Here is a 24190-nt window from a genome sequence, read left to right as displayed (position 1 = left end):
TATACCCAAAAAGCGCCCAAAAAAAAGCGCAGTTTAAACTGCGCCAGTCGGTTGGAAGTAAAAGTTTACTTAAATATACTCAAACCACCTCAAGATGAATGAGCACCGCGGTTTTTTAACCAACAAGTGCTAACAAAATACCCGCGGCAACGGCACTACCTAGTACACCTGCTACGTTTGGCCCCATTGCATGCATCAATAAGAAGTTATGCGGGTTATTTTCAAGGCCTACTTTGTTAACTACTCGTGCAGCCATTGGTACGGCAGAAACACCCGCCGCCCCCACTAAGGGGTTTATTGGTGATTTAGATAACTTGTTTAAACCTTTTGCCATAAACACACCTGAGGCTGTACCGATAGAAAATGCTAATGCACCTAGCGCTAAAATACCCAGTGTTTCGACAGTTAAGAATTTATCTGCGGCTAATTTAGACCCTACAGCGAGTCCTAAGAAAATCGTTGTGATATTGATAATCTCATTTTGTGCACTGTTGCTTAAGCGATCAACCACACCTGATTCTCGCATTAAGTTACCTAAACAAAACATACCAACAAGCGGTGTTGCGGCGGGTAAAAACAACATAGTTAAGCCCAATACCATTAGAGGGAAAATGATTTTTTCCTTCTTAGATACTGTACGTAATTGTGGCATTTGAATTTTACGCTCTTCTGGCGTTGTAAGTGCGCGCATAATAGGCGGCTGAATAATAGGCACAAGTGCCATATAAGAATATGCAGCTACAGCGATAGCACCGAGCAAGTCAGGCGCTAACTTTGATGCTAAAAAGATAGCTGTTGGGCCATCAGCACCACCGATAATTGCAATCGCCGATGCATCTTGTAATGAGAACTCAAATCCTGGTACATAGTTAAGTAAAATTGCACCAAATAATGTAGCAAAAATACCAAACTGAGCAGCAGCACCAAGCAACATCATGCGCGGATTTGCTATCAGGGCACTAAAATCAGTAAGCGCCCCAACCCCCATAAAGATTAATAGCGGAAAGACTCCGGTATCAATACCAATATGGTAAACGTAGTACAACAAACCACCTGGATCTGATAAACCAGCAACAGGGATATTAGTTAATATTGCGCCAAAGCCAATTGGCACTAATAATAATGGTTCAAAATTACGCGAAATCGCGAGGTACAATAACAAACACCCTACTGCAATCATTATTAATGCAGGAAACGTGAAGTTTGCTATACCCGTTGCCTGCCAAAGATTTAGTAATGCTTCCATCCTCTACACTCCTAAGCCATTGCAATCATGGCGTCACCAGTTGTGACAGAATCACCCTCAGCAACGAGAACTTCTGCAATCGTTCCACTGTGTGTTGCGCGGATCTCAGTTTCCATTTTCATCGCTTCCATGATCATCACAACGTCACCCGCGTTCACTGCTTGACCAGCTTTAACTTTGATTTTAAAAATGTTACCAGCAAGTGGAGCATTTAATGTTTCACCAGATGCAACCGATGCAGATTGAGGAATTAGCTCACTATCTTTAAGGGTTACTTCTTTTAATTCACCGCCTTGGGCTACAACAACATCATATACTTTGCCATCCACTTTAACGCTGTATTGCTCAGCTTTAACGGTGTTGTTATTAGGCTTATTACTAGAAGGCTTCTCTTGCTTAGCAGAGTCAGCACTTGGTACTGCTTCAAATGCATCAGGGTTGTTACGGTTTTTAAGGAATTTCAATCCAATTTGAGGAAACAGTGCGTATGTTAGAACATCATCGATTTGCTCATCGGCAAGCGCTAACCCTTGCTCTTGCGCTTCTTTTAATAACTCTGTGTGAAGTGTTTCAAGCTCAGGCTGAAGTACATCAGCTGGGCGACACGTAATAGCTTCGCCGCCATCGAGTACGCGCTCTTGAAGTTCTTTGTTCATCGGTGCTGGCGTTGAACCATACTCACCTTTAAGCACGCCCGCCGTTTCTTTTGTGATGGTTTTGTAACGTTCGCCAGTTAGTACATTTAATACAGCTTGTGTGCCCACAATTTGCGATGTAGGTGTTACTAATGGCAAAAAGCCTAAGTCTTCGCGTACACGTGGTATTTCAAGAAGAACCTGGTCTAGCTTATCAGCTGCACCTTGCTCTTTTAACTGGTTTTCCATATTAGTCAACATACCGCCTGGCACTTGCGCTAATAAAATTCTCCCATCCACCCCTTTTAAGCTACCTTCAAATGCCGCATACTTTTTACGAACATCACGGAAATAGGCAGCAATCTCTTCAAGCTGATTGAGATCCAAGTCGGTGTCGCGTTCAGTTCCTTCAACAATTGAAACAATCGTTTCAGTTGCGCTGTGACCGTAAGTCATACTCATAGATGAAATAGCGGTATCAAGCATATCAATGCCTGCATCAATTGCTTTTTGATAAGTCGCGGTGCTTAAGCCAGTAGTTGCATGACATTGCATTGCGATAGGAATTGAAACAGTCTCTTTTAACCCTTTGATCAACTGCTCACAGTCATAAGGTTTAAGTAGACCAGCCATATCCTTAATACAAATTGAGTGACAACCTAAATCTTCTAGCTGCTTAGCTAAGGTTAGCCACATATCAAGTGTATGCACTGGGCTAACAGTATATGAAATAGTACCTTGTGCGTGTGCACCCACTTTTATAGCAGCTTTAATCGCCGTTTCAAGGTTGCGTACATCATTCATCGCATCAAAAATACGGAATACATCAACCCCATTTTTGTGGGCGCGCTCAACAAACTTTTCGACTACATCATCAGCGTAATGACGATACCCTAAAAGGTTTTGACCACGCAGCAGCATTTGCTGCTTAGTATTTGGCATGGCTTTTTTAAGTGCTCTGATACGCTCCCATGGATCTTCGCCTAAATAACGAATGCAAGAATCAAATGTAGCCCCGCCCCAAGATTCTATAGACCAATAACCCGCGTTATCTAATTTTTCAGCAATAGGCAGCATGTCATCTAAGCGCATGCGTGTTGCTAGCAAAGACTGATGTGCATCTCTGAGTACCAACTCAGTAAGTTTTAATTTAGCCATAGGACACCCCTTATTGTTTTTGATTATTTTTGTATTGAGCAATCGCGGCACTGATTGCAGCGATATGGCCACTAGGCACACCTTGAGCTTTAAGCGATGGAGTGCGAGCAGCTTCAGCCACAGGCTCTTCAAACCGGCTCATTAACTTAGACATAAGCGTAATTGCTGAGATTAGCAATGATAAAAAAATGAAAACCCCCACCATGCCAGTAACCATTAAATTTGCAGCTGTTGCAAGTGATTGACCAATATCCATGCAGACTCCCTTAATACAAAATTTGAAACCCATTTATCACAAATGGATAATAAACCAGTTTATATAAATAAATATTCAACAATCATAACAAAGATATCGACCCTATCCAACCTTTGTAAATTGGTAAAACCAATTAATATTAAAATAACATAACCACACTTAAGTTAACACTCTCTATATTGGTACTATTTGACGTTATATAGATTACAAAAATAGTGAATATAGCTAAAAGTTATGCTCCAGCTTAACCAACATGACTGTTTTTAATTTCAAGCTCGTAAAATTAACTGGTTTAAGATTCAAATAAAAATAAAGTTAAATTGGTCTTACCAAAAAGAGAGTGTTTAATAAAAGAATATACAACAGCAAGCATAAGTTACACGTAACAAAGTAAATATTACTTACAAACTTTTTCAGCCGCTCCCCAATACAATTTAAACCTTTGAAAAATAACAGTTAAATTTATGGCACGTTACTCGCATAATCTAGTTTGTACAAATTAACAAACCAAGGAGACGACAATGTTACGCTGGACAATTACATTTTTAGTTATTGCACTTATTGCTGCAGTGTTAGGTTTTGGTGGTATCGCAGGTGCCGCAGCAGGAATTGCCAAAATTATATTTTTTATCTTTTTAGTATTATTAGTTATTTCGCTAGTTTCAGGTGCGCTACGAGGCAAAACACCTTAGTCGAAACACATACATACTGATTTATTTATTATTTACAAGGAATTACATTATGAAATCAACAACAGTAAAAACTGCCGTTATCGCACTATTTGCAAGTTTCTTTATTATGGGTTGTGAAGACAACCACGCTGAAGAAGCCGGTGAACGTATTGATGAAGCTGTAACAGACGTTCAAAACAAAGTAGAAGATGCATGTGAAGAAGTTAAAGAAGGCGTAAACGCCGAAGAAACTAACTGTTAGAATATGCTATTGATTTAAATGAAGCGGCTCCTAGGAGCCGCTTTTTATTGGTTAAGTTTATGCTCTTGCTTCCAACATTAAGCGTTTCATATCGCGAACGGCTTTATCGAGGCCATCAATGGCTGCACGGGCGATAATCGCATGGCCAATATTTAGTTCATAAATATCTTTCATTGCAGCAATGGGTTTAACGTTGTGGTAGTGCAAACCATGTCCTGCGTTTACCGTCATACCTAAACTAGCCGCATATTCAACACCTTGGCGAATGTGCTCAAGTTCTTTATTCATATCAATATCATTTTCAGCATCTGCGTATGCACCTGTATGGATTTCAACAAACGGAGCATTACATGCTTTAGCAGCATCGAGTTGTGCTTTATCAGCATCTATGAATAGTGATACTTTTATCCCCGCAGCAGTCAATTTTGCTGTAGCTGCTTTAATTTTTTCAAGGTTACCTACAACATCTAAGCCGCCTTCAGTTGTTAGCTCTTCACGCTTTTCTGGTACTAGGCATACATACTCAGGCTTAACATCTAATGCGATATCGAGCATTTCATCTGTCACGGCAATCTCTAAATTCATGCGTGTTTGAATGGTTTTAGCCATAACATGAACATCTCGGTCTTGAATATGACGACGATCTTCACGCAAATGAATTGTAATACCATCAGCGCCAGCATGTTCAGCTACACTGGCTGCATGAGCCGGATCAGGATAATTTGTTCCGCGTGCTTGACGTAAGGTTGCGATATGATCAACGTTGATACCTAACAGAATGTCTTTCATTTTTTACCTATATAAATTATTTAATAAAAAGCTCGCGGCTTTTTAATGGTTTTTTCCCAAGTAATGGCTTCATTAAATGACGACTTAATTGTTTCGCCATATATAGCACATCAGGTGCACTAAAGTCATGATCTGCAATTGCATTTAGTTGTGCACCAGTAAATCCACTGCCTTTTAAATCCTGAATCACAAAGCCATATTCAGCAAAGTAACTATACGTGTGCGCCGCATCAATTGGATCGCCCGCCGCATCAAAAGTGAAGTCAACACCATAACCGAGTAACTCTAGTAACTGAAACTCATAAGAGCGCAACACGGCTTGTAAGTTTGGATGCTGGTTTAGTTGCGTTAGGTGAGTTTTATAAAGCTGATAAGCATAATCAATTGGCTCATTAATTGGCACAATGCGGTTAGTGAGTTCATTTAAATAAAAGCCACAGTAAAGCTGGTCACCTACAAGTGGCGATTGTCCACCATGTAATTCAAAGCGTTGGATATATTTTAAATCATGTTTACCAGTGTAATTTACTAGTAAGGTTTGGAAGGGTTGTAACTGTGCTTTATGCTTTGTTGCTTGTCGGCCACTGATACGGGCTAACATTCGCAATTGGCCAACGCCTTCTACTAGCATATCAAGCATTACTTGTGAGTCGCTATAAGGACGTCGGTGTAATAAGTATGCTGTGTAGAAGTCGCTATCCATAGGTTAATTTAGGCTGAAGTTAATCTTCACCATAGCCTAAACTACGCAGGGCTCTTTCATCGTCAGCCCAACCCGATTTTACTTTTACCCAAAGCTCTAAGAACACTTTATTATCAAGCATTTCTTCAAGATCTTTACGTGCTTCACGGCCAATAACTTTTAGCTTTTCACCTTTGTTACCAATAACCATGCGCTTTTGTGTTTCACGCTCAACTAAAATCAGGCCGTTGATGTGCCAAACACCGTTGTCTTGCCATTTAAACTGCTCGATTTCAACAGTCACTGAATAAGGAAGCTCTTCACCCATGAATCGCATTAGCTTTTCACGAATAACTTCAGCTGCCATGAAGCGCATTGAGCGGTCAGTTACATAGTCATCTGGGAAGTAAAATTCACACAGAGGAAGGCGCTTCGTTACTTCATCTTTAATCAAGTTAATATTTTTACCTTGTGTCGCTGACACAGGCATAATACCTATAAAGTCAAACTTATCGCCTAAAAACTTCATGTGCGGTAATACAAGGTCACGATCTTTAACTTGGTCAATCTTATTAATAACTAATAAAACTGGCTTACCACTTTGGCTTACCTTATTGAGTACCATTTCATCATCAGCATTCCAATGAGTGCCTTCAACCACAAAAATGATTAATTCAACATCACCGATTGAACTTGATGCTGCGCGGTTCATTAAACGGTTAATGGCGCGTTTTTCTTCAACGTGCAACCCAGGTGTATCAACATAAACAGCTTGATGCTGACCTTCTGTATGAATACCCATAATACGGTGACGTGTAGTTTGTGGTTTACGTGATGTAATACTTACTTTTTGCTCAATGATTTCATTAAGTAAGGTTGATTTACCAACGTTAGGACGACCGACAATTGCTATCATGCCACAATAAGTGTCTAGCTCACCTTCATGAGGTTGGATAAGTGTATCAAGATTCATTTTTAAGTATCTTCAATGCTTTTTCAGCGGCTTTTTGCTCAGCCTTACGACGAGAGCTACCTACTGAGATTATGCTATCCATACCTTCAACAATACATTCAACCGTGAATGTTTGATTGTGAGCTTGGCCTTTGGTATCAACGACTGTGTAACCTGGCAAAGACAATTTGCGTGCTTGTAAGTATTCTTGCAGCAATGTTTTAGGATCTTTTTGGTTTAATCCAGGTGATATTGCATCGAGTCTTGGCTCATACCACTGCAAAATTAAATCACCACATACATCAATGCCTGAATCTAAGAATACTGCACCAATAATCGCTTCAACAGCATCAGCAAGTGTAGATTCACGTCTAAAACCGCCACTTTTAAGTTCACCTGGGCCTAAACGTAAATAGTCACCTAAACCAAATTCAAGACCAAACTCAGCGAGAGTTTGACCACGCACTAAAGTAGAGCGCATACGGCTTAAGTCACCTTCACGGGCTTTTGGAAACTTGCCATAAAGCGCATTGGCAATGACAAAGCTTAGAATAGAATCTCCTAAAAACTCTAAGCGCTCATTATGCTGCCCTTTGTGACTACGATGGGTCATTGCCTGTTCAAGCAGTCCTTGATCAGTAAATGTATACCCTATTTTGTTATATAACTCTGTTACGTTTTTTTTCATTGTTACTGAATGTTACCTAGGCGTTCAAAACGAACTCCAGTTGGAACCCAGCCTGGTAAAATGTCACCTGGGCCATTATCAAATTCAAAACTCATCCATATAAAGACAGCTTTACCCACCAAGTTTTCTTTTGGTACAAAGCCCCATACACGACTATCTTGGCTATTGTCGCGATTATCACCCATCATAAAATAATGATCTGCCGGTACTACCCATTCATCTGAACGTGTACCCGGTTGTTGATAGTAACGCCCTTTCATTTCAAGCGCTTCTGGGTTTATTAAAATATCATGCTCTAATGTGGTTAAATTTTCATTAATACGCACTAAATCCATTGAGCCTTGCTTAAATTCGTCACGATTGATGATTTCCATGTCAATTTTATTAAACTCATTACACATTAAATCACCCTTTTGTGTTTGTCCTTGTTCACAATTAGGCTGAATATATAAACGTTTATTTCGATATACAATTTTATCACCTGGCAAACCAATTGCGCGTTTAATGTAATCAACCCGTTCATCGAGTGGGTATTTGAATACCACGATATCACCACGCTCAGGCTCACTAACATCAACTAATTGAGTACGCCAAACAGGGTCTTTTACCCCATATGAATACTTTTGCACTAGAATAAAATCGCCAACAAGCAATGTTGGCATCATTGAACCCGATGGAATTTGAAACGGTTCGAACAAAAACGATCTAAATATCGTAATTGCTGCAATCATCGGGAAGATTGATTTTGCAGTTTCTATTATTGCCGGCTCCGGCGCGATTAATGCAACAGTTTCTTCATCTAATTCCCCGCCTGCAGAGTTACTCGCTAAGGCGATACGCTCTTGCCTTTTTGGTGCAAAAATAAAGTGGTCAATTAACCAAATTAAGCCTGAACCTAAAGTTAAAAGCACTAAAAATATTGAAAAGTAACCGGCCATGCATTAATCCCTTTATCTACGAAACTTATTTACCAACTTTAAGAATAGCTAAGAAAGCATCTTGCGGTACTTCAACATTACCTAGTTGCTTCATTCGCTTTTTACCGTCTTTTTGTTTCTGAAGAAGTTTCTTCTTACGGCTCACGTCACCACCATAACATTTTGCGATTACATTTTTGCGTAACTGCTTAACGGTGGTACGCGCTATTACATGCTGACCAATTGCTGCCTGAATTGCAATATCAAACATCTGACGAGGAATAAGCTCTTTAAGCGCATCAGCTAATTGACGGCCACGTGATTGCGCACTCTCTCTGTGTACAATTATAGCCAACGCATCAACACGATCACCATTGATTAAGATATCAACTCTAACCATGTCTGAAACTTGGAAGTGCTTGAAGTTATAATCAAGTGATGCAAAACCACGACTAGTAGATTTTAACTTATCGAAAAAGTCCATGACCACTTCAGCCATTGGCAGTTCGTAAGTGACTGCAACTTGTTTACCGTGATAGCTCATTTTCGTTTGCATGCCACGCTTGTCGACACACAAAGTAATAACACTACCTAAATATTCTTGTGGTACAAGTATATTGGCTTCCACTACAGGCTCACGAATCTCTAAGATATCATTCACTGGTGGTAAGTCTGATGGGTTATCTATTTGAGTAGTACCTTCTTTAGTCACTACTTCATAAATTACTGTTGGTGCGGTGGTGATCAAATCAATATCGTATTCGCGCTCTAAACGCTCTTGAATGATCTCCATGTGTAGCATGCCTAAAAAGCCACAGCGGAAACCAAAGCCAAGTGCCGTTGAGTTTTCCGGCTCGAAGAATAACGATGCGTCATTTAAACTTAATTTGTTAAGTGCATCACGGAAAGATTCGTACTCATCAGATGCAATTGGGAACATTCCTGCATAAACCTGCGGTTTTATTTTTTGAAAACCAGGTAAACGTTCAGGTGCCGCATTTTTTTGATGCGTAATAGTGTCACCAACCGGTGCGCCGTGAATCTCTTTAATACCCGCAATCACAAACCCAACTTCGCCGGTTCTTAAAACGCCAGTATTGGTTTGTTTTGGCGTAAATATACCCACATGATCAGCAATATGAACTTGCTCATTCGACATGATTTTTATTTTGTCGCCAGCGCGCAGCTCACCATGCTTGATGCGAACAAGTGATACAACGCCTTGATAAGGGTCAAACCATGAATCGATGATCAGTGCTTGTAGAGGTTCATCCTTATCACCAACCGGTGGCGGAACATCCTTCACGATCATTTCTAATACTTCGGCAATACCTACGCCGGTTTTAGCACTACATTGCACGGCATCTAAGGCGTCAATACCGATAATATCTTCGATTTCTTCTGCGACACGTAACGGATCAGCTTGCGGTAAATCAATTTTATTTAAAACTGGAATTACTTCTAAATCCATTTCAATTGCGGTGTAACAGTTCGCCAATGTTTGCGCTTCTACACCTTGACCAGCATCTACAACTAACAAAGCACCTTCACATGCTGCTAATGAGCGTGATACTTCATAAGTAAAGTCAACGTGTCCTGGGGTATCGATAAAGTTTAATTGGTATGTTTCGCCATCATTGGCTGTATAATTTAGCGTTACACTTTGCGCTTTAATGGTAATACCACGCTCACGCTCAATGTCCATCGAATCCAATACTTGCTTTTGCATTTCACGGTCGGTTAAACCGCCACAAACTTGGATTAAACGATCAGAAAGGGTCGATTTACCGTGGTCAATATGGGCGATGATCGAAAAGTTACGGATATGCTTCATAAACTGGATTCTAAACTTCTATTTTAATGGAATAAGTGTATAAAGGCGCAATTTTACATTTAATTGGCCTCAATCACCATCTATTTGAGTTAAAGGAAGGCTAATTGGGTGAATTTTTATTACTTTTATATCGTGCTTAAGGCTTTTAACACGACTTTTAGCAATTCTAAAGCCTGTAAAACCACCTATAACAGCGGCTAATATTTGTATCCACTCAGCAACATCGAATATTTCACTAGCAACAAGTGCAAATATAAGGCTTAAAAATAAAGGCAGCATGTAAACAGCAAAAGCATGCTTAACCATATGGCTGTCATCTAATGCTAAGGTTACTTTTTGACCGACTTCAACGGGCTTATCAAACTTATATGGGAATGTTTTTTTAGCAGTGCCGAAAAGCTTACCAAATACTTGAGAACCACAGCGCCCATTGCATCCTTCACATGCTTTTTTTTGTTGAGCTTCTAAATTAGCAGTGGTGCCTTTAATAGACACCACTGTAAGGGTTTGTTCAATCATGTTGAATTATAGGGGCCTTGCCACAGACTCTGCGATAGTTTTGGCTGTTGACGCTGGGATATTACCCACCACCGACACATCGAAACTGCCAGCATTGTGAACATAAATAGTTGTAGCGCCTGATGATAACGCACCGCTTGGTCTGCGTCCTGGCAACGGACGCTGCACAAATACAGACACTTCTACAAAACCATCGGAATACAGATAGTAATCGGTTAACTCATTATTTAAATCAAGCTTATGCCTGTCTGATTTTAATAAGCTAAAGCCGTCGGGCAACCAGCCTATTTGCCAATTGTTACTCGCTAAATTGTCAGTTTTTTGTGCTATTGCATCACTAGGTAGCGGTGTTGGAAACTCTTTGTTAAGCATTTCAAGTAACAAAGGTGCTGGCTCTTCTGTCACACTAATATGTGTTAGCTGTAGTTGCTCGAGCATGTCACCATTGTGATTCACATAGGCTGACTTTAGAATCAGCGATGACTCCGCATCTATCCAAAGCCAATAGTTAAATTTATACTCATCTTTTGACTCTATACGTACGAGTTGTGCTGGTCTGCCTGCAATGCGCCCTTTACCACCTAATACAAAATCATATTCTTGATTTAAACGCTCTATGTTTTTAAAAAGAACCTCAGGTATTGGCCCTGCAATTGAATCTGTGGCAATAGAATAAGGAGCTGATTGGGGTTCGAAATAGGTTACCTGATCATCAATTCTAATTATTTCAAGGCCAGCACCGTTTAGTAAACTTAAGTGCTCTAATTCGGTTTCACCTTGTTTTGCATGGAGCCAACGATAGGGCTCCATAGATTTGCCCTTAACAACAACAAACGATGCATCAAAGTTGCGGTTATGAACGGCCTCAGCCATATTGAGCAAAAGCTCTTTTGCTGATTTTTCATCACTAGAATAGGCAGGAGCTATTAATGCCAGCGATAAAATAAAGGTAATGAATTTCATCTACTTATTTTTTTTCCTCTTCGGCTTGCGCCTTAGTTTGAGCCTTTTCTAATGAATATGCAACGCGTGCTTGACGCTGATGCTCTAATACAAGAGCTCCAATACGTTGTTGCTGTAACTCACGAAATCCTTTTTCTGCATTTTCAAGTGCAGGCTCCGACGAGTAACTCACTGGCGACGCAACTCCTGTTAGAGGCGTGCTTTGCAACATCGGTATTTCATTCATTGGTGAATCATCACCTTGTGGCAATGTCTGAACCCCTACAATAGCAAACATTGCAACACTTGCAGCAATTGCTAACTGTGCAACAGGTCTACGCCAGTTAAAAGCAACGACATTATCGCTGGCCTGGGTTGTTTGCTCAGTGTTTTGTTTTTGGCTGAAATCAGCATATACGGGTTCGCTTTCAAGTGCCTTGGCAACGCTATCACTAATATCTAAAACAAAGTCATCTTCAGACTCAGCACGCATAACATCGCCAATCAAAGCATAACGCCCTAGTGTTGCAGACTCTTTAGCAGCAATTTCCTGATCGGTTAAAAACTCTTCGCCGTCAAGTAACGCGGATAGGTCTTGATCATCCAACTTGTTAACGTGTGCTTTTGTCATATTTAAGACTCGCCTATTAATGGGTTTATTTTGTTATCAATTGCCTCTCGGGCACGAAATATGCGCGAACGCACCGTACCTACAGGGCAATCCATAACCACGGCTATTTCTTCATAGCTCATCCCTTCGATTTCTCGTAAGGTGATCGCGGTTTTAAGATCTTCAGGCAAACTATCAATTGTGTTAAAAATTACAGCGCGAACTTCGTCACTGAGTAACAAATTTTCTGGGGATGCATTTGAGCGTAACGCATCAGCACCTTCATAAAATTCTGCATCCTCAGCATCAACATCATTTGCTGGCGGTTTGCGGCCTTGAGCCACTAAATAATTTTTAGCACAATTAACTGCGATACGGTATAACCAAGTATAAAAAGCACTGTCTCCACGAAAGTTCGGAAGTGCACGATAAGCTTTAATAAACGCTTCTTGTGCAACATCAGCAATGTCACCATGATTAGATACATAACGTGATATCAATCCGGCTATTTTATTCTGATACTTCTTTACTAATAAGTTGAAGGCATTCTTATCGCCTTGCTGAACTCTTTTTACCAGCGCTAAATCCAAATCCTGCTCGCTCATTCGAGCCGGTACTCCTATATCTAATTATTACTTGTTATTCATATCTTAGTCATTGTTCACAAATACTCTGACTGGGGGGTGAATAAAAAGTTCATTTAATATTATTTTTTTATAAAATAGCTCATAAATATGTAGACGAGGGCTTAAAATGACTAATTGTGTCGCCCCAAAATATGATACATATATGCATATACAATAATATTGATTGCTCGTACCAATTTCATAAATTAGTATCTCGGGCATTGTAACCGCAAAGACCACGGACATGAACCAAAATAAACACCACACCACAGATGTTGCTATTATTGGAAGCGGCGCGGCTGGACTTTCATTAGCTTTATCGCTAGCTAATCACTGCAACGTTATCGTTATTAGTAAGGGTGAATTAAAGGAAGGTTCAACCCTTTATGCCCAAGGGGGTATTGCCGCCGTTTTTGATAAAAAAAATGACAGCATTGAATCACACGTTCAAGATACATTAGATGCAGGTGGCGGCTTATGTGAGCGCGAAGTGGTGCATTACACAGCAAGTAATGCACAAGATTGCCTACAATGGTTAATTGAACAAGGTGTTCCATTTGATATGGAGTTTGATAGTCAAGGCAAAGAACGTTTTCACTTAACCCGTGAAGGTGGACATAGCCATCGACGTATTTTACATGCCGCAGATGCTACAGGCCGTGCTGTACAAACAACTCTCATTAGCCAAGTTCAAGCCCACCCCAATATAACAATTTTAGAACAATACAATGCAATAGATTTAATTGGTGACAAAAAATTAGGCCGGCAAGGGCAACATATCCACGGTATATATATGTGGAACCGCCAAGCAAAACGTGTAGAGACTGTTGCTGCAAAATTTGTTGCATTAGCCACTGGTGGCGCAAGTAAAGTGTACTTGTACACATCAAATCCTGATGTATCAAGTGGTGATGGCATCGCTATGGCTTGGCGCGCAGGATGCCGTGTAGCAAATATGGAGTTTAACCAATTTCACCCAACAAGCCTGTATCATCCAGAACTACAAAACTTCTTAATCACTGAAGCAATGCGTGGAGAAGGGGCATATTTAAAGCGCCCCGATGGTACACGTTTTATGAAAGACTTTGATGAAAGAGAAGAACTTGCACCGCGCGACATCGTTGCTCGCGCAATAGACTTTGAGATGAAACGCTTAGGTGCTAACTGTGTTTACTTAGACATTAGCCATAAAGAAAAAGACTTTATCATTGAGCACTTCCCCACTATTTATGCCAAATGCTTAAGTGTAGGTTTAGACATTACTAAAGAACCAATACCGGTTGTACCTGCAGCACATTACACATGCGGTGGCGTGATGACTGACTTTAATGGCAAAACAGATCTGGATAACTTATATGCTATTGGTGAAGTCGCTTATACTGGTTTGCACGGTGCAAATCGCATGGCGAGCAACTCACTGCTTGAATGCATTGTTTTTGCCCATGCAGCAGCCAAAGATATACTAGCAAAAATTAATCAAAGCCCTGAACAACAAGCATTGCCAGTATGGGATGAAAGCAGAGTCTCTAACTCGGATGAAGAGGTCGTAATTACACATAACTGGCATGAGTTACGACTTTTTATGTGGGATTACGTTGGTATTGTTCGCTCAACAAAACGTTTAGAGCGAGCCCTTCATCGTGTTGAGTTATTACAACAAGAAATTCTTGAGTATTATGCAAACTTTAGAGTTTCTAATAACTTACTGGAATTACGTAACTTAGTGCAAGTAGCGGAGCTTATTATTCGCAGTGCAATGCAGCGAAAAGAAAGTCGAGGCCTTCACTACACCATTGATTACCCAGATAAAGATAACAACCCTAAACCAACTATTTTGACACCGACACATCAGCAGAACTAATCAATACAGCTCGCTTTAGGCGGGTAAAACTTTGCTCATCGCATCCATTAGCATTAATAATTAGCCAATGGGTGCGACTTAGTCCAATAATGTTCAACCAAACACTATGCTGATACACTCTACTTTTGCAGCCTATCTTACCCGTGATTTCTTTTTCTGAATTCACAAAGTGACAGTGTGGAGAATCAATAATCAACGTACCTTTTATCGGATGTTGATGCGTATACCATCGCCAACAAAACAACCCAACTAGTAAACTCAAACATAAAGTCAAAACTTGAGCAAACAGTGTGGTTAAAAAGGCACTGAAACAACACGCAAATAAACCAAAACAGACCACAAATGCTTTATGATCTGCTTTATTATTTGTAACGCAAAATCTATACACGAACTCGATTTAAAATAAGCTGCACCATCTCGTTTAGTTCAGCGTCTTTGCAAGGTTGATGGCCCATGAACCAAGCAAATAAGTCGGGATCATCCGCTTCTAATAAACGTTGAAACACTGCTTGTTGCTTTGCTGATAATGAATCAAACGCTTCTTCAACAAATGGCATAAACAATACATCAAGCTCTAACATCCCGCGACGACAAGCCCAACGAATACGTGCTTTACTATGAATTTCAGTCATTTTTTACCTCGTACTTAGTTGTTACTGAGTTTAACAAAATGCCTATGAATAAACAGCTTTAAATAATACTTCGTATCTTTGCGTGAAATAATTTCTAATGTATTGATTTATCATTTAGTGCATCTATACCCATCGAAGCATCTACGTTATTATAAGTACCTAAATTTCTCGCAAAGCAGGTTTTTATGTCGACTGTATATGCATGCCCATTATCACACAAGCTGATCAGCATAAGTGGTATAGATAAACTCGCCTATCTCCATGGCCAAATCACCCAAGATATAAATATACTTAAGCAAGATAACTTTCTTTGGGCCGGCCACTGTAATGCAAAAGGCAAACTGTGGAGTGTCGCTAAATTATTTGCATTTAAAGATAGTTACTTTCTTGTTGCCTCTGAACCAGAAATTGAACAATCATTAGGTGAACTTAAGAAATATGCTGTCTTTTCAAAGGTAGATATTGAGTTATCTTCAAATCAATTGGTCGGTTTAATCGCAGAAGATTTAAGCTCAGTAGAGGAGCAATTAGGGCTTGATTTTTCAGAGCAAATCACTGCCTGTGATTTTGCTGGAGGAAAAGCCCTTAAGCTAGCAGAAAACCGCTTATTACTTATGCTCAATGATGGCTTTAAATTACCTGAGACGGTTACCCGTTTAGAGGACGATGCACTATGGCAACAGCATTCAATTTTAGCTGGCGAGCCGCAGCTAAACAATGAAGCTATAGGTGAATATGTACCACAAATGGTTAACTTACAAGCGATTGGTGGCATTAGCTTTCGTAAAGGCTGCTACACAGGTCAAGAAACTGTCGCTCGCATGAAGTATTTAGGCAAAAATAAACGCGCTATGTTTATCGTATCAGGTAAAAGCGATGGCATATTTGAAGAATTAGATGTAGAAACCCAAATCGGCGAAAACTGGCGTCGAGCTGGAAAAATCATAGCGCAAGCATACAATAAAGAATCAGGTACTTCTTATGGCCTTGTTGTGTTGCCAAACGACAGTGAACCTAGTCAATCACTGCGTGTAAAACATGCTCCACAAGTAGGGCTGAACATTCAAGTCCTGCCTTACTCTCTTGAAGACGAATAAATAGGAATGACTATGATCATTGCAGAAAATAAAGTGGTAAAAATGCATTACTCCGTGACGGATAATGACAATAACTCTATCGATAATTCTTTTGATGGCGAGCCACTCGTGTTTATCATTGGAACTGGTTATTTGATTCCAGGCCTAGAAGATGCGCTGCAAGGCAAGCAGGCAGGCGATACATTAAGCGTAACTGTTGAACCTGAAAATGGTTATGGTGAGCGCCATGATGAATTAATGCAAGCTGTGCCTAAGTCTATGTTTGAAGGCATGGAAATTGAAGTTGGCATGCAGTTCAGAGCAACGACTGATGATGGTGATCAATCAGTTATGATTATTGATATCCAAGAAGATGAAGTGATTGTTGATGGAAATAACCCGCTTGCTGGCGTTACTTTGAAATTTGATGTAGAAGTTCTTGAAGTCCGTGATGCTAGCGCTGATGAGCTTGCTCATGGCCATGTTCATGGTGAAGGCGGCTGCGGCCACGAACACTAAATAACTTGAGTTTAGGTCGTTACAAAAAAAGCGCCTAGGGCGCTTTTTTTGGACAGTTTTAAGCAGCCTCAGTTGCTTCTAACGGACAAATCTTACCATCTAATGCAGCAAGTAATCCCGCTTGGTCATTTGTACCTAACCTGTACTGACTACCGTCTTTCATTGTTAACTGCACCGCACTAAACCCTGACACAGTATAAATCCAACCGTCATGAGTTATGCGTAAGCCTATACCATGGCGAAATGAATTTTCCACAGCTTTCGCTTCCACAATATCCTGCAACAATAAAGTATCTCCAAATAGACCAGGACCAAAACCCCAGCTAATAGATGTGTGATCCACCTTAATGGTCAAGCCATGGAATACATAACCAACCAGAATTAATATGCCAGCAAACACCATTAAAGGCATATCTGCGCCAATTAAATACCAAGCAAGTCCAACAAAACTGCCGATCCAAGCAAGGACCGCAAAAATGAATAATGCATACTGCTTATTTTTATACATAAAAATCTCAATAGGGGTTAAAAACTATAAACCAAAGTCGCGCTAAGCTCTGAATCGTATTTGAGTTTATCGTCTTCAGGTTTTGAGTTATAGCGATATAAGTAAGTAAATTTTAAAGACATGTCACCCATAAGCTGACTGATCAATGATGTTTCAGATTTTAAACGTGAATTGAGCCCAGATAAAGACTGCTCAATACTTACATCCTGGTTAAAGCGTGTGCGTTTAGATACCGTGCGTTCCCACTGAAGAGCTAGACGTAAAAGATAACCTGTTTTCGTGGCATCTTCCCCCTCTTCAAGCTCGGTCTCGCTATCTGCAACTGAGCGATATAAGCCCGGCCCAATATCAAAATCGACTTGGTTTTTTTCACCCTCATATAAACGATTACCGTAACCTGTTGCTAATGTGCTTTTAAATGCAAGGCCACTAAACTCATCGTTTTCATAATCGCCATAAATAAAGAATGATGCATCTTTGACACCTACCTTGTAGTTTCCCTGAGCAGATATAAAGATACGATTAGCAGAAACCTCATTCTCACCTGTTGCCTCATTTTCATCACGTTTATAAAGCGTGTCTATTTTAAATTGATTGCGCCAATTTTCGAGATCTTGATATAAATTGCCTTTAAGTTTAAAGCTGGTCGAATTTGTATTACCACTGCTGACGATAAAACCAAATTCAGTATCACCATAAAGTAATTCACCTTGGTGAATTTTATGTATTTCCTCTTCTGATAGTTGTCCATACTCATGGAAGTCTTCAAATGGATCGACTGCCCAGCTTTTTAAACTGACGAATACGCAGAGTAACAGAATAAAACGATTCACTATTTACCCACTAACATGGTAAGGAAATTAACTATTTGGTGTACTAAATTGATCATCTGATTATTCGCTATCCTTCCATAAAATGTGGCAAAAAGGGGCATCTTTATCGCGACTAATTAAAATTTTGGCAAATAGAATATCTTGGTTCTCAAACTCCAAACCGACTAATACCTGTAAAAAGTGCTCTGGTTCAATCTCAAGCGCAACAAAATCTTGCCATTGTTCATCTGGCTCACCTTCTTCAATAAAGCCAAGCTCTTCACGGTGCATATTAAAATCTTCAATATCTTGTTCGCTTAAGTTATCTGGTGCTAACTCTAAAAAGATATCATATGCTTGATGTGTTACTTCTTCTTCGCTGTATAAACGTGGACCAGTCATTACAGTGGACCCTTCAACATTATCAATTGCCTTATAGTATCAAACCTAAAAAAATTTTTGCCAAAAAAAAGCCAGGTTTCCCTGACTTTTTTAAATAGCGTCTTTTTAAGTTTTAAGTATTAGCAGTGCCTTTGACTTTCTCTCGCATGGTTTGTACCAAACTATAAAACAGCGGGACTAATAATGTACCAAATATCGTGGCAGCTAACATGCCTGCTAAAACAGTAATACCCAACGATACTCGACTACCTGCGCCAGCCCCCGTTGCGAAAACCAGTGGCAATACACCCAATACAAATGAAAATGCCGTCATCAATACAGCTCTAAATCGCATTGTTGCCGCACTTAGCGCAGCCTCAAAAATACTCTTGCCAGCGAGGCGCTCTTCCATCGCAAATTCCACAATTAAAATGGCTGTCTTGGTCGACATACCAATTAAGAGCACTAAGCCAACTTGGGCATAAATATTGTTTTCCATCCCCAATACATATAGCGCAAGCATTGCACCAAACATAGCCAGCGGTATAGCAGCGATAACCGAAAACGGAATAGTCCAACTTTCATACTGTGCCACGAGAAACAAGTAGACAAAAATAACCGCTAAACCAAATAAAATTGGCGCCATATTCCCCGCTTCAATCTCTTGCTTTGACTGTCCTGCCCATTCAAATATATAACCATTTGGTAATTGCGCTGCAAGCTCTTCCATAGCCGCAATGGCATCACCACTGGAAAACCCAGTTGCTGCTTGGCCACTAATACTGGCACTTCTGTACAAGTTAAAATGGTTCAATGTGGTAGGACCAAGGATAGGCTCTAATTTAGCCAACGTAGTCAGCGGAACCATATCACCTTGATCGTTGCGGACGAAGTAATGCTGTAGATCACTGGGGTTTTTCCTAAACTCACTTTCAGCCTGCATGATTACTTTGTAAGTTCGGCTAAACTGATTAAAATCATTAATATACAGTGACCCTAATTGAGCCTGTAAGGTAATAAATATATCACTCAGTGCAACGCCCTGTGCCTTCGCTTTATTTCTATCAACCTCTAAGAAGTATTGTGGCACATTTGCACGGAACGTACTGTATACATTTGATAAGCTAGGGTGTTGATTAGCCTCATAAATTAGACCATTAAGCACTTGTGCTAATTCGTTAGGGTCACGTCCTTCACTATCTTGTAGACGGAATTCAAAACCTGAACTATTGCCAAGCCCTGGGATTGGTGGCGGGTTAAATACCATTATTTGGGCATCTGGCATCGCCCATAATTGCCCCATCAAACGGCCAATCGTTGCTTTTAAACCAAGTTCTGGTGTCGTTCTCTCCTCCCAGTCTTTTAAAATTACAATACCAAGTGCATTGTTCGAGCCAGCTCCACCAATTAATGAAAAGCCTGATACCGCAATAAAATCGGTTGCAGTGGGTTCATTTTTAATTACTTCGCCAATCTTCTTCATCACCTCTTCTGTACGCCCTGAAGCAGCGGCATCTGGTAATTGAACATCAACAAATACAAAGCCCTGATCTTCTGCTGGTACAAAGCCTGTAGGCACACTTTTAGCGAGCCATGCAGCGGCAACAAATATAACAATAGCAAACAAACTCATACGCCCTACGCGCTTGAGAATAAAGTGAATAACCTTACTGTAAGCGGAAGTTGATTTTGTGATGCTATGCTCAACAGGTGCTAACCACTTTATTGGTTGCATCGCTTTTTCATTAAGCAATAAAGTGCACAATGCTGGACTCAAGGTCAGTGCATTCACAGAAGAAATTATGACCGCAAATGAGATTGTTACAGAAAACTGTTTATATAGCTCACCCGTTATCCCTGGCATAAATCCTACAGGAACAAACACAGCGAGTAGCACTAAGGTAGTGGCAATAATAGGCCCTGTCACTTGCGCCATTGCCTTTGTAACAGCTTCTTTAATTGGCAGCTTTTCTTCTTTTAAAATTCGCTCTACGTTTTCAATAACAATAATTGCATCGTCTACCACAATACCAATCGCTAAAACTAAGCCAAATAAAGTAATTAAATTGATTGAGTAGTCCATCGCCATCATAAATGCAAAAGTACCCACTAATGACACTGGGATAGCAATTGTTGGAATTAATGTCGCGCGCCAATTTTGTAAAAACAAAAACACCACAAGCACAACCAAACCAACGGCTTGAAATAAAGTAACAACAACTTCTTCAATAGAGCGATTGATAAATTCAGTTGTATCATAAGGAATAGAATATTTGACGCCGTCTGGTAACTGCTTAGCAAGTTCAGCCATCGTCGTCTTAACATCTTTAGCTACCTGTGTCGCATTGGCATCTGATAGTTGATAAATAACCAAAAAAGCGGTGTCTTGTTGGTTCAATTTTGCCGTTGTACCGTAACTGGCCGAGCCAAGTTCAATACGGGCAACATCATTTAACCGAACAAAGTTCCCGTTTTGATTTGCTCGTATAATCGTTTGACCAAACTCTTCAGGTGTTTTTAAGCGGCCTTTTGCTTGAATTGAATATTCGAATTGCTGACTGGGCAGTGATGGCGCAGCGCCCAGTTTACCGGCTGCGACGATGGTGTTTTGTTCCTGTAGTGCTGCTTTAATCTCTGTTACTGTTAATCCAAGAGAAGCCATTTTATCGGGCCGCAACCATAAGCGCATAGAGTAAGTTTGCTCACCCATTACTTCTGCTGATGCAACACCATTAATGCGCCCTAGAGGCTCGGTTAAATAATTCGTAGCGTAATTACTTAAGAATATTGCGTCTATATTTTCTTTATCAGAATAAAGGTTAATACCAAGCAACATTGCGCTCGACTTTTTCTTTACAGAAACACCTTGACGTGACACTTCAGTAGGTAATCCTGGTTCGGCTAATGCCACCCTATTTTGAACATTAACTTGAGCAATATCGGTGTCGGTACCCACTTTAAAGTATACAGTAATAACTGCTGTGCCATTATTACTAGCGCTGGACTCAACATACATCATGTCCTCAACACCATTGACTTGCTCTTCAATGGGTCTAATAACCGACTCTTCAACAACTTGCGCGCTAGCGCCTGGATAAACGGCGGTGATCTGTATTTGCGGTGGCGTAATTTCTGGGTACATATTAACTGGCAACAAGCCAACAGAAATCAAACCTGCCAGTGTGATCACAATCGATATCACTAAGGCAAATTTGGGCCGCGCGATAAACGTTTTACTTATCATAAGCGCTCCCTTTAACTCGCTGAGTTTGATTTATTTGAAATGGTACCTGTTGTATGATCGACTTCTTTCTCAACAGCTTTAACTTCAACGCCTTGGCGCACTTTTTGAAGACCCTCAACAATAACCCTTTCACCTTCTTCAAGGCCAGACTCAACAACCCACATAGCATTAATTCGTCTGCCAAGTGTTACTATACGTGTTGCTACTTTATTATCATCACCTACCACTAACACAAACTTACCTTGTTGGTTTTCTTGCACTGCAGCTTGCGGTATAAGTGAATGAGCCTGTTTATCTTTACTTTCAACAATTAGTGTTACGAATAAACCCGGCATAACAATTGCTTTTTCATTCGCAAATGTGGCACGAAGCTCAACCGTCCCTGTACTGCGATCAATCTTTGTGTCAGCAAAATCAAGTTGACCTTTAGATTCAAAATTAGTGTTGTTTGGTAGACGAAGCGCTAAGTCTATTGCTACATTTTTTGGGTTATCGTTTGTGTTTTGATGCTTTTGACGATAGCTAATATAATCAGCCTCTTCTACCTGAAAATTAACATAGATTGGATCCACATCGGTCAGTTCAGCAAGCTCGTTTGAGCCAGGCCCTACAACGTTGCCCACATCATAATTTACCTTACCAATGCGCCCAGCAAACGGCGCTCTAATTTCGGTATAGCTCAGATTAAGTTTTGCTTTTTCCAGGCTTGCTTCAGCTGACTTCACGGCTGCTGTTGCTTGATCGAAGTTGGTGGTGAGTTTGTCTAAGTCTGACTGAGAAATAAAACCTTGGGCTGCAACCTCTTTACCTCGTTTTAAGTCACGTTCAGCGCCATTTGCACCCGCTGTTTTACTTTTTAAATCGGCCTCAATTTGTGCCACACTCGATTGATACTCTGAAGGGTCTATCTTTAATAACAATTGGCCTTTTTCAACATAAGACCCCTCATCAAAATGGCGTTCAATTAACTCACCTTCAACGCGAGCTCGAATTTTAACTTCTTGATGTGCCTCTGTACGAGCAACAAATTCACGATAATTACCCACTTCTTGAGTAATCACGTGAAACACTGATACAGCCGGTGCTGGTGCAGCCTGTTTAGCTGAATTATCATCAGAGCAACCAGCTAGCGACGTAATTAATGTAATGGCTAAGGTGCCTTTAATAGCCAACAGCATATATGTGATCAACATACTTGGCATTAAGCGTTTAAACATGTTTTTATTCTCCTTGTAGTTTAAAGCTAAACTACGGTTTATGATTATTTTTAATACAGGTAAACGCTTTACACGTTTGTCGGCTAATATTGATGGATAAGATAGCAATTTGTTCAATTAAAAATATACACCACTTTGTTACTTTTTGTAGGTTAGGTTAACAATTTAAGCGCTAAATACGCTTTATTTATCAGCAAATATCCCAGACTTTACATCATCCTAATTAACTCGTAAGCTAACCAAACAGGTCAGAGGAGTTGACATGGTTAAATTAGAAATTCAACAGCATACCGCTTTTGTAACACTTGCTAGAGAGCAAAAACAAAATGCACTTAGTTTCATTATGTTTAAACAGCTCAACGAGATTATTAAAAAAATAAAAAAAAATAAATCAGTTCGCGCTGTCATTATTCAAGGTGAAGGGGAGCACTTTTGCGCAGGTCTTGATGTCAGCTCTGTGATGAAAAATCCAATGAATATCCTCCAATTGCTATTTAAATGGTTACCTGGAAATTGTAATTTAGCGCAAAAGGTTGTGTTAGGTTGGCAATCGTTGAGCGTACCCGTTTTTGCTATTATTCAAGGTAACTGCTTTGGTGGCGGCTTACAAATAGCCTTAGGCGCTGATTATCGACTTGTTCATAGCAATGCTAAATTAGCCGTTATGGAAGCACGCTGGGGGCTTTGTCCTGATATGGGTGCAAATGTTATTTTGCCAAGTTTGTTACAGCGTGACCAGGCGCTTTGGTTAGCCAGCCACGCCAACCCAATTGATGCAGAAAAAGCACATCAACTTGGTTTAGTCACTAAAGTTTGTGATGGCCCTTTGCAAGAGTGCCTAAATATGATCACTATTTTATCAAGCCGTTCTCCCGATACGCTGGCAGCGATAAAACGAGTTACTCAGCAAAGCTATGCAACTCCCCGACGACATATACTCGCCAAAGAAACATTTAGCCAGATTAGACTGTTGGTCAATAAAAATACCAAACGTGCAATCGCCAAAGCAAAAGGTGACGATAACATTGAGTATCAAAACAGCAAACGTTGGTAACACTTTCACTATGCTTAGCTATAAAGTCGCATAGTGAAAAAATTCAAAACATGATTAAGTTTTGTTTCCTTAAGTAAAACCAATATTTTAGAGCATTGA

25 protein-coding genes are annotated in these 24190 nt (G+C 40.2%); 6 read left to right on the top strand and 19 right to left on the bottom strand.

Annotated elements, in window-relative coordinates:
• Positions 1 to 115: 115 nt before the first annotated feature.
• Genes CSC79_RS15280 through CSC79_RS15270 form a run of 3 tightly spaced genes read right to left on the bottom strand, consistent with a single transcriptional unit; the run spans position 116 to position 3295 of the window.
• Positions 116 to 1246 (bottom strand): sodium ion-translocating decarboxylase subunit beta, encoded by a 1131-nt coding sequence (locus CSC79_RS15280; protein WP_099296608.1) that lies wholly within the window; start codon positions 1244 to 1246, stop codon positions 116 to 118.
• Positions 1247 to 1257: 11 nt separating this feature from the next.
• Positions 1258 to 3039 (bottom strand): sodium-extruding oxaloacetate decarboxylase subunit alpha, encoded by a 1782-nt coding sequence (gene oadA / locus CSC79_RS15275; RefSeq protein ID WP_099296607.1) that lies wholly within the window; start codon positions 3037 to 3039, stop codon positions 1258 to 1260.
• A 10-nt stretch (positions 3040 to 3049) separates the two neighbouring features.
• On the bottom strand, positions 3050 to 3295 hold the full coding sequence (locus tag CSC79_RS15270; protein ID WP_099296606.1) for an OadG family transporter subunit: 246 nt from the start codon (positions 3293 to 3295) through the stop codon (positions 3050 to 3052).
• A gap of 521 nt (positions 3296 to 3816) precedes the next feature.
• Between CSC79_RS15270 and CSC79_RS15265 the strand changes: the two genes are divergently transcribed.
• Both CSC79_RS15265 and CSC79_RS15260 read left to right on the top strand, forming a co-directional pair.
• Positions 3817 to 3987, top strand: a complete 171-nt coding sequence (locus CSC79_RS15265; RefSeq protein ID WP_087531995.1) for a DUF1328 family protein — start codon at positions 3817 to 3819, stop codon at positions 3985 to 3987.
• A 49-nt stretch (positions 3988 to 4036) separates the two neighbouring features.
• Entirely contained in the window at positions 4037 to 4228 is a 192-nt protein-coding gene (locus tag CSC79_RS15260) for a hypothetical protein (protein ID WP_064666403.1), read from the top strand.
• A 57-nt stretch (positions 4229 to 4285) separates the two neighbouring features.
• Here CSC79_RS15260 and pdxJ read toward each other — a convergent pair whose 3' ends face one another.
• The 10 genes from pdxJ to rpoE all read right to left on the bottom strand — a co-directional run bounded on the left by pdxJ (position 4286) and on the right by rpoE (position 12766).
• On the bottom strand, positions 4286 to 5017 hold the full coding sequence (pdxJ, locus tag CSC79_RS15255; protein WP_099296605.1) for a pyridoxine 5'-phosphate synthase: 732 nt from the start codon (positions 5015 to 5017) through the stop codon (positions 4286 to 4288).
• Between the two features lie 16 nt (positions 5018 to 5033).
• Positions 5034 to 5720 (bottom strand): DNA repair protein RecO, encoded by a 687-nt coding sequence (recO, locus tag CSC79_RS15250; RefSeq protein ID WP_099296604.1) that lies wholly within the window; start codon positions 5718 to 5720, stop codon positions 5034 to 5036.
• Between the two features lie 19 nt (positions 5721 to 5739).
• On the bottom strand, positions 5740 to 6672 hold the full coding sequence (gene era, locus CSC79_RS15245) for a GTPase Era (RefSeq protein ID WP_099296603.1): 933 nt from the start codon (positions 6670 to 6672) through the stop codon (positions 5740 to 5742).
• Positions 6662 to 7339, bottom strand: coding sequence for a ribonuclease III (gene rnc, locus CSC79_RS15240; RefSeq protein ID WP_099296602.1), 678 nt, complete (start codon positions 7337 to 7339; stop codon positions 6662 to 6664). Before rnc ends, era begins: the two co-directional genes overlap by 11 nt.
• A 2-nt stretch (positions 7340 to 7341) precedes the next feature.
• Positions 7342 to 8277 carry a signal peptidase I gene (gene lepB, locus CSC79_RS15235; RefSeq protein WP_099296601.1) on the bottom strand — a complete coding sequence of 312 codons (936 nt, stop codon included), beginning with the start codon at positions 8275 to 8277 and terminating at the stop codon, positions 7342 to 7344.
• Between the two features lie 25 nt (positions 8278 to 8302).
• Entirely contained in the window at positions 8303 to 10090 is a 1788-nt protein-coding gene (gene lepA / locus CSC79_RS15230; RefSeq protein WP_099296600.1) for a translation elongation factor 4, read from the bottom strand.
• 69 nt (positions 10091 to 10159) lie between these two features.
• Positions 10160 to 10609, bottom strand: coding sequence for a SoxR reducing system RseC family protein (locus CSC79_RS15225; RefSeq protein WP_099296599.1), 450 nt, complete (start codon positions 10607 to 10609; stop codon positions 10160 to 10162).
• Positions 10610 to 10615: 6 nt separating this feature from the next.
• Positions 10616 to 11572, bottom strand: coding sequence for a MucB/RseB C-terminal domain-containing protein (locus CSC79_RS15220; RefSeq protein WP_099296598.1), 957 nt, complete (start codon positions 11570 to 11572; stop codon positions 10616 to 10618).
• A gap of 4 nt (positions 11573 to 11576) precedes the next feature.
• Positions 11577 to 12182, bottom strand: coding sequence for an RseA family anti-sigma factor (locus tag CSC79_RS15215; protein WP_099296597.1), 606 nt, complete (start codon positions 12180 to 12182; stop codon positions 11577 to 11579).
• A gap of 2 nt (positions 12183 to 12184) precedes the next feature.
• A complete protein-coding gene (rpoE, locus tag CSC79_RS15210; protein ID WP_058560042.1) occupies positions 12185 to 12766 on the bottom strand; it encodes an RNA polymerase sigma factor RpoE in 582 nt (193 codons plus the stop codon).
• Positions 12767 to 13031: 265 nt separating this feature from the next.
• Here rpoE and nadB point away from each other — a divergent pair, with 265 nt between their 5' ends.
• Positions 13032 to 14648: an L-aspartate oxidase gene (gene nadB, locus CSC79_RS15205; protein ID WP_099296596.1), complete on the top strand. Its 1617-nt coding sequence runs from the start codon at positions 13032 to 13034 to the stop codon at positions 14646 to 14648.
• Positions 14649 to 15028: 380 nt separating this feature from the next.
• Here nadB and CSC79_RS15195 read toward each other — a convergent pair whose 3' ends face one another.
• Positions 15029 to 15280 carry a succinate dehydrogenase assembly factor 2 gene (locus CSC79_RS15195; protein WP_099296594.1) on the bottom strand — a complete coding sequence of 84 codons (252 nt, stop codon included), beginning with the start codon at positions 15278 to 15280 and terminating at the stop codon, positions 15029 to 15031.
• Between the two features lie 185 nt (positions 15281 to 15465).
• On the opposite strand from CSC79_RS15195, the gene CSC79_RS15190 reads away from it, so the two are divergent.
• Both CSC79_RS15190 and CSC79_RS15185 read left to right on the top strand, forming a co-directional pair.
• Positions 15466 to 16377 (top strand): transcriptional regulator, encoded by a 912-nt coding sequence (locus CSC79_RS15190; protein WP_099296593.1) that lies wholly within the window; start codon positions 15466 to 15468, stop codon positions 16375 to 16377.
• 12 nt (positions 16378 to 16389) lie between these two features.
• Positions 16390 to 16875: a peptidylprolyl isomerase gene (locus tag CSC79_RS15185; protein ID WP_099296592.1), complete on the top strand. Its 486-nt coding sequence runs from the start codon at positions 16390 to 16392 to the stop codon at positions 16873 to 16875.
• 58 nt (positions 16876 to 16933) lie between these two features.
• Here CSC79_RS15185 and CSC79_RS15180 read toward each other — a convergent pair whose 3' ends face one another.
• From CSC79_RS15180 to CSC79_RS15160, 5 genes are all read right to left on the bottom strand, one after another.
• A complete protein-coding gene (locus tag CSC79_RS15180) occupies positions 16934 to 17383 on the bottom strand; it encodes a hypothetical protein (RefSeq protein WP_099296591.1) in 450 nt (149 codons plus the stop codon).
• 17 nt (positions 17384 to 17400) lie between these two features.
• A complete protein-coding gene (locus CSC79_RS15175; RefSeq protein ID WP_099296590.1) occupies positions 17401 to 18216 on the bottom strand; it encodes a DUF481 domain-containing protein in 816 nt (271 codons plus the stop codon).
• A gap of 60 nt (positions 18217 to 18276) precedes the next feature.
• The gene (locus CSC79_RS15170; RefSeq protein ID WP_099296589.1) at positions 18277 to 18597 is read right to left on the bottom strand and encodes an HI1450 family dsDNA-mimic protein; all 321 of its coding nucleotides are present in this window, start codon (positions 18595 to 18597) and stop codon (positions 18277 to 18279) included.
• A gap of 112 nt (positions 18598 to 18709) precedes the next feature.
• A complete protein-coding gene (locus CSC79_RS15165; RefSeq protein ID WP_099296588.1) occupies positions 18710 to 21820 on the bottom strand; it encodes a multidrug efflux RND transporter permease subunit in 3111 nt (1036 codons plus the stop codon).
• Between the two features lie 11 nt (positions 21821 to 21831).
• Positions 21832 to 23037 carry an efflux RND transporter periplasmic adaptor subunit gene (locus CSC79_RS15160; protein ID WP_237114037.1) on the bottom strand — a complete coding sequence of 402 codons (1206 nt, stop codon included), beginning with the start codon at positions 23035 to 23037 and terminating at the stop codon, positions 21832 to 21834.
• A gap of 262 nt (positions 23038 to 23299) precedes the next feature.
• Here CSC79_RS15160 and CSC79_RS15155 point away from each other — a divergent pair, with 262 nt between their 5' ends.
• Complete coding sequence (locus CSC79_RS15155; RefSeq protein WP_099296587.1) at positions 23300 to 24091, top strand: crotonase/enoyl-CoA hydratase family protein; 792 nt, start codon at positions 23300 to 23302, stop codon at positions 24089 to 24091.
• Positions 24092 to 24190: the final 99 nt, after the last annotated feature.

It is taken from the genome of Pseudoalteromonas sp. 3D05, assembly GCF_002723455.1.
In the GTDB taxonomy this organism is placed as follows: Bacteria; Pseudomonadota; Gammaproteobacteria; order Enterobacterales; family Alteromonadaceae; genus Pseudoalteromonas.
This window is presented reverse-complemented; position numbering and strand designations above follow the sequence as displayed.